The organism is Pseudomonas sp. MYb541, assembly GCF_037479595.1.
In the GTDB taxonomy this organism is placed as follows: Bacteria; Pseudomonadota; Gammaproteobacteria; order Pseudomonadales; family Pseudomonadaceae; genus Aquipseudomonas; species Aquipseudomonas canadensis.
Map to the genome: position 1 here is coordinate 1 of NZ_JBBGYS010000055.1, position 13,126 is coordinate 13,126.

Here is a 13,126-nt window from a genome sequence, read left to right on the forward strand (position 1 = left end):
CGGGGGGGCGGCCAGCGTGTTTGACGGGGCGCCTGAGATCAACAGCCAGATCAAGAGCAAGAGCGGCTCGCTTCGCATCGTGGTTGGCGTTGGGTGTGACGCAGTTCAACATGTGAGGCGTCGGTCAGAGACGAATGTCTTCAGGACCCTGTATCAGCGCTTCAATCCGCGTGCCGGTGGCGCGCTCTTCGTTGCTGAAGCCGTCGTAGTCGGCCAGGTTGCCGAAGCGCAGGCCGGTCAGGCGCTCTATCTGGATCACGCTGCGCTGGTAGGTCCTGAGCTGGCCGAACACCAGGTCGAGTTGGCCCAGTTCGCGGCTCTGGTCAATCATGTAGGCACTCGCGCTAGGCTTGCCGTTGTCGCTGAGGTAGGCGACCACTTTCCAGAACGCCTTGGGGATTTGCACGCCTCGGTACACTCGGTCGTCGTCGGCGAACACCGGGCCGGTAAACACCGTGGCGCGGGCTTTCCAGCGTTGGGTGTTATCGAGGATGTAGTCTTCGAGTTCCAGCCAGGTCTTCTGGTTGAACCCGCTCATCTGCGGCGAGCAGTTGGTGAAATGGAAGGTGTCGAGGTTGGCGGTTTGCGCCTCGTCGCCCCAGTTGGGGTCTTGTCGGCGGACCAGGTGGCCGCGATCCAGGCCATTGCTGGCATACAGCGCTTCGCCCACCTGCGCATCGATGGGCAGGCGGCCGTCATACGCCCAGGTGTCGTTGCTGCGAATGATGTCGACGTGCTGACCACCATCGATGTTGACGCCCACATACAGCGCAAGCCGCTTGGCGCGTGACATCGTGATCGAGAAGTGCGTGTAGTCCAGGCGCTTCTGTGCATCCCCCGCCAAGGCCTCTTCAACCGTGGGCCAGGGCACCCCGAAGCTGCCGAGAAAGTCCTCGGCGTAGCCGCGTCGGTCCTTCAAGTCTCTGGCTGGGGTGACGCGGGGCGTCGCCGCCCGTGCCTCCAGCAACGTGGGGCTCAGTGCGATCAACGGGCGCAGGTCAGCGAGCCTGGGGCGGTATGAAAGGTCGATTTTGGTTTTACGTGCGGGCATCAGTCAGTCCTCCTTGGATAAACACGACTGCAACATAGGTTAATGACAATTGATGACACGCGTTAACCCCTGGGAGCTATCCTGAATCGATGACCCGGACGTTGTCACCTGCCAAATGGAGCCAGCCAATGTGTGTTCGTCAGCCGCATCGCAATCCGATTTTCTGCCTGATCCCGCCCTATATGCTCGACCAGATCGCGCGCAACGGTGATAAAGCGCAACGGGAGGTCGCCTTGCGCACCCGCGCCAAGGACACGACGTTCCGCTCGTTGCGCATGGTCGCCGAACCTGCCAAAGGACCGGCGCACATGGCCCTGGCCATGGGGGCCGATAAGCGCCGCTCGATCTACAGCGCCGAGGGCATCGACAGCCTGCCGGGCAAGCTGGTGCGTGGTGAGGGGCAACCCGCCAGCGGGGATGCCGCGGTGGACGAAGCCTACGAGGGCTTGGGCGCCACCTTCGATTTTTTCGACCAGGTCTTTGATCGCAACTCCATCGACGACGCCGGTATGGCGTTGGATGCCACGGTGCATTTTGGCCAGAACTACAACAATGCGTTCTGGAACTCGACCCAGATGGTGTTTGGCGATGGGGATGCGCAGTTGTTCAACCGCTTCACGGTGGCCCTTGACGTAATTGGCCATGAGTTGGCCCATGGCGTCACCGAGGACGAGGCCAAGCTGATGTATTTCAATCAGTCCGGAGCGTTGAACGAGTCGCTGTCGGATGTGTTCGGCTCGCTCATCAAGCAATATGCCTTGAAGCAAAGCGCGGAAGACGCTGATTGGCTGATCGGCAAAGGACTGTTCACTAAAAAGATCAAAGGCACCGCCCTGCGCTCGATGAAAGCCCCCGGCACCGCGTTTGACGACAAACTGCTGGGCAAGGACCCTCAGCCGGGGCACATGGATGATTTTGTGCAGACCTACGAGGACAATGGCGGGGTGCATATCAATTCCGGTATTCCCAACCATGCGTTCTATCAGGTGGCGACCAAGCTCGGCGGGTTCGCCTGGGAGCGCGCCGGGCGTATCTGGTACGACGCGCTGCGCGATGCGCGGCTGCGGCCCAACTCGGGGTTCCTGCGCTTTGCGCGCATCACTTACGATGTTGCAGGCCGACTCTACGGCGCGAACAAGGATGAACAGAAGGCGGTCAAGGAAGGTTGGAAGGCGGTCGGCATTTCTGTCTGACGTGAGGAACAGCCATGCAAATTTCGATCAAGGAAAACGGCGGCCCCGGTTATTTTCCGGGCTTGGCCAAGCCTCAGACGGTGCAACTCGATGCGCTGCCGGAGCAGGACCAGCAGGAACTGCGGCGGCTTGTCGAGGCTTGCGATTTCTTTCAATTGCCGCAAAGCCATGCACCTGCGCCCGGTAATCCGGGCCAGGTGCATTACACCCTGACGGTGAAGGAAGACGAGCGCGAGCACACCGTTTGCGTACTCGCGCCGGTCAAATCGCAGGCGCTGGACGGGTTGGTGCAGTGCGTGCGTCGGCATGTCCGTTGCTGAGGTTCAGGTGGGAGCGTTCACCTTGCCTGCCAGCGCCGCACCGAGGCTGTAGAGCAACCCGCCGGCGATAACGAACAGCGCGAGCATATAGAACATGGTGTGGGCGGGGTGTGTCGCCAACACCATCCCGCACAGCACCGGGCCCAAGGCTGCGCCAACGTTGCCCAGGTTTTGCGCAGCGTAGTACATGCCCCGCAGATGATCGGGGGCGATGATGTCGATGAACATGTACTCGGCAGGGAACACGATGATCTCTCCCAGCGTGAAGACCGCCATGGCTAACACCCAGAACATCAGCGAGGTGGACAAGCCGAACCCCGCCAGGCCGACGATGAACATGCCCAACCCACCTGCGAGCCACAGATTCAAGTGCTGATGGGTGATTCGCTTGCCGATCACGTACTGCAGGCTGATCACCATCAGCGCGTTGGTGGCCACCACGCTGCTGATTATCCGGTAGGCCATTTCGGGTGTCGTGGTGACGATCAGATATTGCGAGAGGTAAGCGGTGAATTGGCCGAAGACCACGGCACTGAGTGCACCGCCCAGGGTAAAACACACCAGCCGGTAATCACTGAGCAGCACTTTGCCGACCGCCAGGAATGGCGCGCCGGGCTGGCTTGTGTCCACGGGCATTGAGTGCTTGTCACCCCACACGGCGTAAACGATAAAAAAACCGGCGCCCAGCATCGCCGACGCCAGGAAGGGCAGGCTGATGGCGAGCGCGGCCAGTCCTGCACCGAGAAAAGGGCCGACGGCGTAGCCGATGTTGGTCAGGGTGTATTTGATCGAAAACGCTTCGCTGCGCGCATCGACGGGCAGTAGCCGGCCAAATCCTGATTTGACTGCGATATCAATGACGGCGTACGCCAGGTTGATCGCGACCAGGCAGGCGTAGAGCACCCACAGGTCCCGCGCGGCAAACGCTCCCAGAAACCCGCAGGTGAACACCGCGCAACAGCCCAGGATCAAGCGGTAACCTGGCTGGCTGTCCACCAGGAAACCGCCGTACAGGCTCAATAATGAGCCGACGATCAGTGAACTGCCGATCACCAGGCCGATGTCGGCGACGCCCAATTGGAACTGGCTCGACAGGTAGATCACCAGATAGGGCAAGGTGATGGCCCTGGCGAGGGTCAACACCAGTGACGCACTCAGAAGCAGGTTGACGTTCAAGGGGTAGTTTTTCAGCGTGGTCAGCATCCGAGCCTCAGTGCCAGGTTCATCGGCCATAGCTTACTGTTGAGTTGAATTCTGATTTAGGATGTTAATTACCAGTTTGGCTGACCTGAATTCACAAATGCGGGGCGTGCATGTTTTCTTCCGAACGCTTGAAAGGTATTGATGTGTTTGTGTGTGTCGCGGACTACGGCAGTTTTACCGCCGCTGCCGAGAAAATGAGCCTGACTGCCTCGGCCATCAGCAAAAGCATCGCGCGGCTCGAAACGCGCCTGGGCGCTCGACTGTTCCTGCGCACAACGCGGCGCTTGTCCCTCACCGAGGCCGGTGTGGCGTTTTACCGTACCTGTACGGGGGTGTTGGCTGACCTGGAGGAGGCCGAGCTGTCGCTGCGCGCCGAGCAAAGCGAGCCGCGTGGACGTGTGCGCATTGATCTGCCCAATGTGTTTGGGCGCGTCCGGGTGTTGCCGGTGCTGCTGCCTTTGCTGAAGGCTTTTCCGTCCTTGGTGCCGCACATTTCCTTCAGCGACGGGTTAGTGGACCCGTTCAAGGAGGGTGTGGATCTGGTGGTGCGTGTCGGTGGGGCGCAGGGCTGGCCAGACACGATCGAACAGCGTGTGCTCGCGCACGAATGGCATACGTTGTGTGCCTCGCCGGATTACTTGGCGAACCATGGCACCCCGACGTGCGAGCGTGAGCTTGAACGGCATCAGTGCCTCGCCTACGGCTGGGTGGACGGACGCGTCAGCCCCTGGAACTTCGCCGGTGAACAGGGCACTGCACGGCGTTGGCAGATGGCGCCGCACCTGGTGATCGGCAATGGCGATGGCTTGATGCAGGCTGCGTTGACCGGTTGTGGGATCGTGCAACTGCCGTCGTGGGTGGTCCGGCCATCGCTGGAGGAAGGCAAGCTGGTTGAGGTGCTGCCGCAGCTTGCCACCGAGGGGGCTGCGATCAGGCTGGCCTGGGTAAGGAATCGCCAGGCGTTGCCCAAGGTCAGTGTTGTGCTGGAAGCGTTGGTGGCGGGGCTGGGAGGGCGATAGCCACGACCCGTGCCCGCGCCACCCACGTGTGTTACTTGCGGTCCAGCCACACCGTCTGCGCGTTGCAGAACTCCCGCACGCCAAAGTGCGACAGCTCGCGGCCGAAACCACTCTTTTTCACGCCACCAAACGCCACCCGAGGGTCGGAAACGCTGAAGGCGTTGACGAAGATGCCGCCGGTTTCCAACTGATTGGCGATATCGCGCGCCTTGGCCGGGTCGGTGGTGAAGATGCTCGCGGTGAGGCCGAACTCGCTGTCATTCGCCAGCGCCACGGCGTGGTCGGCGTCGCGGGCGGTGATGATCGAAGCGACCGGGCCGAAGAGTTCCTGTTTGAACGAAGTCATCTGGTCGGTGACGTTACCCAGTACGGTCGGCTCGTAGTAATTACCGGCGCCGGGTACTTTATTGCCACCCAGCAGCAGGGTCGCGCCTTCTTCCAGGGTGGCCTGGACCTGGCCATGCAACTCGTCACGCAGGTCGAAGCGTGCCATCGGGCCGATGTAGGTGGTGGCTGACGTCGGGTCGCCCATCACCAAGGCACGGCTGGCTTCCAGGAATTTGGCGGTGAAGGCTTCCACTACGCCTTCCTCGATGATCAGGCGCTTGGCTGCGGCGCAGACTTGGCCGCTGTTCTGGAAACGACCGATCAGCGCGGCTTGCACGGCGGCGTCGAGGTCGGCGTCGTTGAGCACGATGAAGGGGTCGGAACCGCCCAGCTCCAGCACGCATTTTTTCAGCGCGGCACCGGCCTGAGAGCCGATGGCGACGCCGGCACGCACGCTGCCGGTGAGGGTGACGGCGGCGATGCGCGGGTCGGCAATGGCTTTGGACACGCCCTCGTTGGTCACGTTGACCACTTCAAACAGGCCATCGGCGAAACCGGCCTTCTGGAACGCCAACTGGATCAGATAGGCGCTGCCCATCACGTTCGGCGCATGTTTGAGCACGTAGGTGTTGCCGGCCAGCATCGTCGGTACGGCGCCGCGCAGCACTTGCCACACCGGGAAGTTCCACGGCATCACGGCGAAGATCGGGCCCAGCGGGCGGTATTCGATCTGCGCGCTGCCATTGTCTACCAGGGTCGGCTCAGGGGCGAGCATAGCCGGGCCGTGGGCGGCGTACCATTCGCTGAGTTGCGCGCATTTTTCGATTTCGGCACGGGCCTGGGCGATGGGTTTGCCCATTTCCAGGGTGATCATCTGCGCCATGTCTTCGGCTTGTTCACGCAGCGCGCTGGCCAGGCTCAGCAGCAACTCGGCGCGCTGGCTCACTGGTTGGCGGCGCCAGGCGCGGAAGGCGAGGGTGGAGCGGTCGAGGGCGGCGTCCAGTTGCTGCGCGGTTTCATACGGATAGCTGCCGACCGTTTCGCCGTTGGCCGGGTTGATCGAGAGGGCGTGGGTAGTCGCGTTCATGGCACCGTCCTGCTGAGTGAATTAAGTGGGGTTCAGCGTACGGGGCTATCTCTTTTCTGGAAACTGAATAATATTAAGCAATACGTTCACGATTGGAGAATGATTTGGACCTGGTGCAGCTGGAAATCTTCAAGGCCGTTGCCGAGCAAGGCAGCATCAGCGCCGCCGCGCAGTTGATTCATCGTGTGCCGTCGAACCTGACCACGCGCATCAAGCAACTGGAGCAGGATCTCGGTGTGGAGCTGTTCATTCGCGAGAAAAGCCGCCTGCGCCTGTCCCCGGCCGGGTGGAATTTCCTCGGTTATGCGCGGCGCATTCTCGACCTGGTGCAGGAAGCCCGCGCAACCGTGGCGGGCGAGGAGCCCCAGGGCGCGTTTGCCTTGGGTTCGCTGGAGAGCACGGCAGCGGTGCGTATCCCGGCTCTGCTGGCGGCGTACAACCAGAAACACACCAAGGTCGAGCTGGATCTGAGTACCGGGCCTTCAGGCACCATGATCGAAGGCGTGTTATCGGGGCGGCTTACAGCTGCGTTCGTCGACGGCCCGCTGTTGCACGCGACCCTGGAAGGCGTGGCGGTGTTTGAGGAAGAGATGGTGGTGATTGCGCCGCTGCATCACGCGCCGATCACCCGTGGGCAAGATGTGAATGGCGAGAGCATCTACACCTTTCGCTCCAACTGCTCGTACCGGCATCACCTGGAGCGCTGGTTTTCACAGGACGGCGCGGTGCCGGGCAAGATCTTCGAAATCGAGTCCTACCACGGCATGCTCGCCTGCGTCAGCGCCGGCGCGGGCCTGGCGCTGATGCCGCGCAGCATGCTCGACAGCATGCCGGGGTCGGCGGCGGTGAGCGTGTGGCCGCTGACGGACAACTTCCGGATCCTGCACACATGGCTGATTTGGCGGCGGGGGACGGTGTCGCAGAGTTTGAATAGTTTTGTGAGGTTGTTGGAGGAACGCAATCTAGTAGCGCAGTAATTCAAATGTGGGAGCTGGCTTGCCTGCGATGCTGGCACCTCGGTGTATGAGGCAAAACTGGTTGATGCTATCGCAGGCAAGCCAGCTCCCACATTTTGATCGTTTTCAGCCGCCAAATTGCAGGGTGCCCATCGCCAGCTTCGCCATCAGTGCGGTCGCACCCAATTGCACCAGCCACAGTGCCAGGCCGCCGAGGAACACACCCAGTGCCACTTGCAGCACCAGGCTCTTCTGGCGCTTGGGTTGCGGTGCGCGTGGGGCGTAGTCATGCAGTTCGTCGCGGTCGGCGCGCAGGTCCAGGTCGTCGTTTCTCATAGCATTCTCACAGCAAAGGGGCGGTCAAGGTTCAGTCTAGGGGCTGGAGACGAAAAAGGGGAAGCCATCGGCTTCCCCTTATGGTGCAACAGCTGCAGGTTTACAGCACCTGAACGATTGCCTTTGTGACTGCATCAATGTTCGACTGGTTCAACGCCGCCACACAGATACGCCCGGTATCCAGTGCGTAGATACCAAACTCGCTGCGCAAGCGGGTGACTTGCTCAACAGTCAGGCCGGAGTAGGAGAACATCCCACGCTGGCGGCCGACGAAGCTGAAGTCGTGGCCCGGAGCAGCCTTGGCCAGCTCGGCCACCATCTGCTCGCGCATGCCACGGATGCGCAGGCGCATTTCGGCCAGTTCGGCTTCCCACTGGGCGCGCAGTTCAGGGTTGTTCAGTACCGCTGCAACGATCGCCGCGCCGTGGGTCGGCGGGTTGGAGTAGTTAGTGCGGATCACGCGTTTGACCTGGGACAGGATGCGCGCGCTTTCTTCCTTGGAGTCGCCGACGATGGACAATGCGCCCACACGCTCGCCGTACAGGGAGAACGACTTGGAGAACGAGCTGGACACAAAGAAGGTCAGGCCCGATTCAGCGAACAGGCGCACGGCGGCGGCGTCTTCGTGGATGCCATCGCCAAAACCCTGATAGGCCATGTCGAGGAATGGCACCAGGTTCTTGGCCTTGATCACGTCCAGCACGTTCTGCCAGTCGGTCGGGGTCAGGTCGACGCCGGTCGGGTTGTGGCAGCAGGCGTGCAGCACCACGATGGACTGGGGTGGCAGGGCGTTGAGGTCTTCGAGCAGGCCGGCACGATTCACGTCGTGGGTGGCGGCGTCGTAGTAGCGGTAGTTCTGCACCGGGAAACCGGCGGTTTCGAATAGGGCGCGGTGGTTTTCCCAGCTCGGGTCGCTGATGGCCACGACGGCGTTTGGCAGCAACTGCTTGAGGAAGTCAGCACCCAGTTTCAGCGCGCCAGTGCCGCCTACCGCTTGCACGGTGGTAACGCGACCAGCGTTCAGCAGCGGCGATTCTGCGCCGAACAGCAGGGTTTGCACGGCCTTGTCGTAGGCCGCGATGCCGTCGATTGGCAAGTAGCCCCGGGCGGCGTGTTGCGCCACGCGAATGGCTTCCGCTTCGGCAACGGCACGCAAGAGTGGAATCTTCCCCTCCTCGTTGCAGTAAACGCCCACGCCAAGGTTGACCTTGGTGGTTCGTGTATCGGCGTTGAATGCTTCGTTGAGGCCCAGGATTGGATCGCGTGGTGCCATTTCGACAGCGGAGAACAGGCTCATTTTTGCGGCAGCTCTATGGGGGGTAGGAGGGACGTGTCGCGCTCCAGCCGAATGCACTAGAGCGGTGCACAAACGGGGAGTTAGTATAGAGACCATCACCGCCTGAGGCGACAGCCGAAACGGCTTTTCGGCCAAGTTTTTCGGTTTATTTGCTGACCGTTAGTCTTATTGCAACATTGATCGGTCAGGGCGCGTAGGGCGATTGCCTTGAAACCCGTCACATTCGCCACCACTTCTATGTCTATCATGGTTTTTTCCTACTATCCGCTCTGATTCTTCGCGGGTGGCGGTCTATTTCGTCCTCGACGGGTTTACAGTCCGGGGGTGACTACACGAGGTACGTTATGTCGGATTTCCAACTCGTCACCCGCTTTGAACCCGCTGGCGATCAGCCGGAAGCCATTCGCCAGATGGTCGAGGGCATTGAGGCCGGCCTGGCGCACCAGACGCTGCTCGGGGTGACCGGCTCGGGCAAGACCTTCAGCATTGCCAACGTGATCGCGCAGATCAACCGACCGACCCTGGTATTGGCGCCGAACAAGACCCTGGCCGCGCAGCTGTACGGCGAGTTCAAGGCGTTCTTCCCGAACAACGCGGTGGAGTACTTCGTTTCCTACTACGACTACTACCAGCCCGAAGCCTACGTGCCATCCTCCGATACCTTTATCGAGAAGGACGCGTCGATCAACGACCACATCGAGCAGATGCGGCTGTCGGCGACCAAGGCCTTGCTGGAGCGTAAGGACGCGATCATCGTCACTACCGTGTCGTGCATCTACGGCCTGGGCAGCCCGGAAACCTATCTGAAGATGGTGCTGCACGTCGATCGCGGCGACAAACTCGACCAGCGCGAACTGCTGCGTCGCTTGACCAGCCTGCAATACACCCGCAACGACATGGACTTTGCCCGCGCCACGTTCCGCGTGCGCGGCGATGTGATCGACATTTACCCGGCGGAATCCGACCTGGAAGCGATCCGTATCGAGTTGTTCGACGATGAAGTCGAGAGCCTGTCGGCCTTCGACCCATTGACCGGCGAGGTGATCCGCAAGCTGCCACGCTTCACCTTCTATCCGAAAAGCCACTACGTGACCCCGCGTGAAACCCTGATGGGTGCCATCGAAGGCATCAAGGTCGAGTTGGCCGAGCGTCTGGAGTACCTGCGCTCCAACAACAAACTGGTGGAAGCCCAGCGCCTGGAGCAACGTACCCGTTTCGACCTGGAGATGATCCTTGAGCTGGGTTACTGCAACGGTATCGAAAACTACTCACGCTACTTGTCGGGCCGTGAATCCGGTGCGCCGCCGCCGACGCTTTATGATTACCTGCCGCCTGATGCGCTGCTGGTGATCGACGAGTCCCACGTCAGCGTGCCGCAAGTGGGCGCGATGTATAAGGGCGACCGTTCGCGTAAAGAAACCCTGGTGGAGTACGGTTTCCGCCTGCCGTCGGCCCTGGATAACCGGCCGATGCGCTTTGATGAGTGGGAAGCCATCAGCCCGCAGACCATCTTTGTGTCCGCCACGCCGGGTAACTATGAGGCCGAGCATGCCGGCCGCGTGATCGAGCAGCTGGTGCGGCCGACCGGCCTGGTCGACCCGGAAATCGAAATCCGCCCGGCGCTGACCCAGGTCGACGACTTGCTCTCGGAAATCACCAAGCGTGTGGCTCTGGAGGAGCGGGTTTTGGTCACCACGCTGACCAAGCGCATGTCCGAAGACTTGACCGACTACCTGGCCGACCACGGCGTGCGCGTGCGCTACCTGCACTCGGACATCGACACCGTGGAGCGTGTGGAGATCATCCGCGACCTGCGCCTGGGCACCTTTGATGTGCTGGTGGGGATCAACCTGCTGCGTGAAGGCCTGGACATGCCGGAAGTGTCGTTGGTGGCGATTCTCGATGCGGACAAGGAGGGCTTCCTGCGCTCCGAACGCTCGCTGATCCAGACCATTGGCCGTGCGGCGCGCAACCTCAATGGCCGGGCAATTCTTTATGCGGACCGCATTACCGGCTCCATGGAGCGGGCGATTGGTGAGACGCAGCGCCGTCGCGACAAGCAGATCGCCTTCAACCTGGAAAATGGCATCACGCCCAAGGGCGTGTTCAAGGACGTTGCCGACATCATGGAAGGCGCCACCGTGCCGGGCTCGCGCAGCAAGAAGCGTAAGGGCATGGCCAAGGCCGCCGAGGAAAGCGCCAAGTACGAGAACGAACTGCGCTCGCCGAGCGAGATCACCAAGCGCATCCGCCAGTTGGAAGAGAAGATGTACCAGTTGGCGCGGGACCTGGAGTTCGAGGCGGCGGCGCAGACGCGGGACGAGATTGGCAAGTTGCGGGAGCGGTTGCTGGCGGTGTGAGGCTGGAGCCCGGGTGCTCCAGGCTGTTACCATTCGCCCCTTGTTTCAATTTTCAGTTTTATCGCCCATTCGAGACCTGCCATGACCACCGTCCGCACGCGCATCGCGCCATCGCCTACTGGGGATCCCCACGTCGGCACTGCTTACATCGCCTTGTTCAACTACTGCTTTGCCAAGCAGCACGGCGGTGAATTCATCCTGCGGATCGAAGACACCGATCAACTGCGTTCCACCCGCGAGTCGGAGCAGCAGATTTTCGATGCCCTGCGCTGGTTGGGCATTACCTGGGCCGAAGGCCCGGATGTCGGCGGCCCGCACGGCCCGTACCGCCAGAGCGAGCGCAGCGACATTTACAAGCAATACACCCAGCAACTGGTCGACATGGGCCATGCGTTCCCGTGCTTCTGCACCGCGGAAGAACTGGACCAGATGCGTGCTGAACAACAGGCCCGTGGCGAAACCCCGCGCTACGATGGCCGCGCGCTGCTGCTGTCGAAAGAAGAAGTGGCCCAGCGCCTGGCTGCTGGCGAGCCTCACGTGATCCGCATGAAGGTGCCGAGTGAAGGCGTGTGCGTGGTGCCGGACATGCTGCGCGGTGACGTCGAGATTCCGTGGGACCGCATGGACATGCAGGTGCTGATGAAGACCGACGGCCTGCCGACGTACTTCCTGGCTAACGTGGTGGATGACCACCTGATGGGCATCACCCACGTGCTGCGCGGGGAAGAATGGCTGCCATCGGCGCCGAAATTGATCCTGCTCTACGAATACTTCGGCTGGGAGCAACCGCAACTGTGCTACATGCCGCTGCTGCGTAACCCGGACAAGAGCAAGCTGTCCAAGCGCAAGAACCCGACTTCGGTGACGTTCTACGAGCGTATGGGCTTCATGCCGGAAGCGATGCTCAACTACCTGGGTCGTATGGGCTGGTCGATGCCGGACGAGCGCGAGAAGTTCTCGTTGCAGGAAATGGTCGATAACTTCGACCTGTCCCGCGTGTCCCTGGGCGGACCGATCTTCGACATCGAGAAGCTGTCGTGGCTCAACGGCCAGTGGTTGCGTGACCTGCCGGTGGAAGAATTCGCCAGCCGCGTGCAGCAGTGGGCGTTGAACCCTGAGTACATGATGAAGATCGCGCCGCTGGTGCAGGGCAGGGTGGAGACGTTCAGCCAGGTCGCGCCGTTGGCCAGCTTCTTCTTTGCCGGAGGCGTGAATCCGGATCCTAAGCTGTTCGAGTCCAAGAAACTCTCGGGTGACCAGGTTCGCCAATTGATGCAGTTGATCCTGTGGAAGCTGGAAAGCCTGCGCCAGTGGGAGAAGGATGCGATCACCGCGACGATCCAGGCGGTGGTGGAGTCCCTGGAATTGAAACTGCGCGATGCCATGCCACTGATGTTTGCCGCGATCACCGGGCAGGCCAGTTCGGTGTCGGTGCTCGATGCGATGGAAATTCTCGGTCCGGACCTGACGCGTTTCCGTCTGCGCCAAGCCCTTGATTTGCTTGGTGGTGTGTCGAAGAAAGAAAACAAAGAGTGGGAAAAGCTGCTGGGCGCTATCGCTTAAGCACGCGGTTGCAACGGCGAAACCCCGGTTTTCCGGGGTTTCGACGGTAAGTGATTGTTATCCCGGCAAAAAATTTTGGAAAATGTTGAAAATAAATTTGACACACTTCCAAAGCGCCATTAAGATTCGCCCCGTCCTCACCGATGAGGGGCTATAGCTCAGCTGGGAGAGCGCTTGCATGGCATGCAAGAGGTCAACGGTTCGATCCCGTTTAGCTCCACCAATTTACAGGTTCAAGGTCTGGCCACACCGTCCTTGAATCGATCAGTTCTCAGCGCTGATCAGTTGTACAGAAGGTTTTGTCCCCTTCGTCTAGTGGCCTAGGACACCGCCCTTTCACGGCGGTAACAGGGGTTCGAGTCCCCTAGGGGACGCCATTTTCAACAAGCAGTTCGCAAGGTCTGCTGCGTCGAG

Annotated in this window: 11 protein-coding genes and 2 tRNA genes; 8 read left to right on the forward strand and 5 right to left on the reverse strand. The window is 61.0% G+C overall.

The genetic code is table 11. The features are described 5' to 3' along the window. Positions 1-124: 124 nt before the first annotated feature. The gene (locus WH299_RS26115) at positions 125-1,051 is read right to left on the reverse strand and encodes a DNA/RNA non-specific endonuclease (protein ID WP_068932738.1); all 927 of its coding nucleotides are present in this window, start codon (positions 1,049-1,051) and stop codon (positions 125-127) included. A 128-nt stretch (positions 1,052-1,179) separates the two neighbouring features. Here WH299_RS26115 and WH299_RS26120 point away from each other — a divergent pair, with 128 nt between their 5' ends. Together WH299_RS26120 and WH299_RS26125 are read left to right on the forward strand one after the other, a co-directional pair. Then, positions 1,180-2,244: a M4 family metallopeptidase gene (locus WH299_RS26120; protein ID WP_122725976.1), complete on the forward strand. Its 1,065-nt coding sequence runs from the start codon at positions 1,180-1,182 to the stop codon at positions 2,242-2,244. Positions 2,245-2,258: 14 nt separating this feature from the next. Continuing rightward, the gene (locus WH299_RS26125; RefSeq protein WP_122725978.1) at positions 2,259-2,564 is read left to right on the forward strand and encodes a protealysin inhibitor emfourin; all 306 of its coding nucleotides are present in this window, start codon (positions 2,259-2,261) and stop codon (positions 2,562-2,564) included. Positions 2,565-2,567: 3 nt separating this feature from the next. Here WH299_RS26125 and WH299_RS26130 read toward each other — a convergent pair whose 3' ends face one another. Continuing rightward, entirely contained in the window at positions 2,568-3,767 is a 1,200-nt protein-coding gene (locus tag WH299_RS26130) for an MFS transporter (protein WP_339551725.1), read from the reverse strand. A 110-nt stretch (positions 3,768-3,877) separates the two neighbouring features. On the opposite strand from WH299_RS26130, the gene WH299_RS26135 reads away from it, so the two are divergent. Then, positions 3,878-4,786: a LysR family transcriptional regulator gene (locus WH299_RS26135; protein WP_339551727.1), complete on the forward strand. Its 909-nt coding sequence runs from the start codon at positions 3,878-3,880 to the stop codon at positions 4,784-4,786. 31 nt (positions 4,787-4,817) lie between these two features. On the opposite strand, the gene WH299_RS26140 is transcribed toward WH299_RS26135, so the two are convergent. Next, positions 4,818-6,200, reverse strand: coding sequence for an aldehyde dehydrogenase family protein (locus WH299_RS26140; RefSeq protein ID WP_028617135.1), 1,383 nt, complete (start codon positions 6,198-6,200; stop codon positions 4,818-4,820). 104 nt (positions 6,201-6,304) lie between these two features. Here WH299_RS26140 and ptrR point away from each other — a divergent pair, with 104 nt between their 5' ends. After that, positions 6,305-7,177, forward strand: coding sequence for a putrescine utilization regulator PtrR (ptrR, locus tag WH299_RS26145; RefSeq protein WP_122725986.1), 873 nt, complete (start codon positions 6,305-6,307; stop codon positions 7,175-7,177). A 105-nt stretch (positions 7,178-7,282) separates the two neighbouring features. On the opposite strand, the gene WH299_RS26150 is transcribed toward ptrR, so the two are convergent. After that, the gene (locus WH299_RS26150; RefSeq protein WP_028617133.1) at positions 7,283-7,492 is read right to left on the reverse strand and encodes a hypothetical protein; all 210 of its coding nucleotides are present in this window, start codon (positions 7,490-7,492) and stop codon (positions 7,283-7,285) included. A gap of 100 nt (positions 7,493-7,592) precedes the next feature. After that, positions 7,593-8,789, reverse strand: a complete 1,197-nt coding sequence (locus tag WH299_RS26155; RefSeq protein ID WP_028617132.1) for an amino acid aminotransferase — start codon at positions 8,787-8,789, stop codon at positions 7,593-7,595. A 344-nt stretch (positions 8,790-9,133) separates the two neighbouring features. Here WH299_RS26155 and uvrB point away from each other — a divergent pair, with 344 nt between their 5' ends. From uvrB to WH299_RS26175, 4 genes are all read left to right on the forward strand, one after another. Next, a complete protein-coding gene (gene uvrB, locus WH299_RS26160) occupies positions 9,134-11,149 on the forward strand; it encodes an excinuclease ABC subunit UvrB (RefSeq protein WP_010209048.1) in 2,016 nt (671 codons plus the stop codon). Positions 11,150-11,230: 81 nt separating this feature from the next. Then, a complete protein-coding gene (gene gltX, locus WH299_RS26165) occupies positions 11,231-12,712 on the forward strand; it encodes a glutamate--tRNA ligase (protein WP_015884987.1) in 1,482 nt (493 codons plus the stop codon). A 147-nt stretch (positions 12,713-12,859) separates the two neighbouring features. Beyond that, positions 12,860-12,935, forward strand: a tRNA-Ala gene (locus WH299_RS26170). A 78-nt stretch (positions 12,936-13,013) separates the two neighbouring features. Beyond that, positions 13,014-13,089, forward strand: a tRNA-Glu gene (locus WH299_RS26175). The last annotated feature ends 37 nt before the right edge of the window (positions 13,090-13,126 follow it).

Bases quoted from the DNA above. Each gene is read 5' to 3' on its own strand.
- WH299_RS26115 (WP_068932738.1), bottom strand. From the start codon at position 1,051: ATGCCCGCACGTAAAACCAAAATCGACCTTTCATACCGCCCCAGGCTC.
- WH299_RS26120 (WP_122725976.1), top strand. From the start codon at position 1,180: ATGTGTGTTCGTCAGCCGCATCGCAATCCGATTTTCTGCCTGATCCCG.
- WH299_RS26125 (WP_122725978.1), top strand. From the start codon at position 2,259: ATGCAAATTTCGATCAAGGAAAACGGCGGCCCCGGTTATTTTCCGGGC.
- WH299_RS26130 (WP_339551725.1), bottom strand. From the start codon at position 3,767: ATGCTGACCACGCTGAAAAACTACCCCTTGAACGTCAACCTGCTTCTG.
- WH299_RS26135 (WP_339551727.1), top strand. From the start codon at position 3,878: ATGTTTTCTTCCGAACGCTTGAAAGGTATTGATGTGTTTGTGTGTGTC.
- WH299_RS26140 (WP_028617135.1), bottom strand. From the start codon at position 6,200: ATGAACGCGACTACCCACGCCCTCTCGATCAACCCGGCCAACGGCGAA.
- WH299_RS26150 (WP_028617133.1), bottom strand. From the start codon at position 7,492: ATGAGAAACGACGACCTGGACCTGCGCGCCGACCGCGACGAACTGCAT.
- WH299_RS26155 (WP_028617132.1), bottom strand. From the start codon at position 8,789: ATGAGCCTGTTCTCCGCTGTCGAAATGGCACCACGCGATCCAATCCTG.
- uvrB (WP_010209048.1), top strand. From the start codon at position 9,134: ATGTCGGATTTCCAACTCGTCACCCGCTTTGAACCCGCTGGCGATCAG.
- gltX (WP_015884987.1), top strand. From the start codon at position 11,231: ATGACCACCGTCCGCACGCGCATCGCGCCATCGCCTACTGGGGATCCC.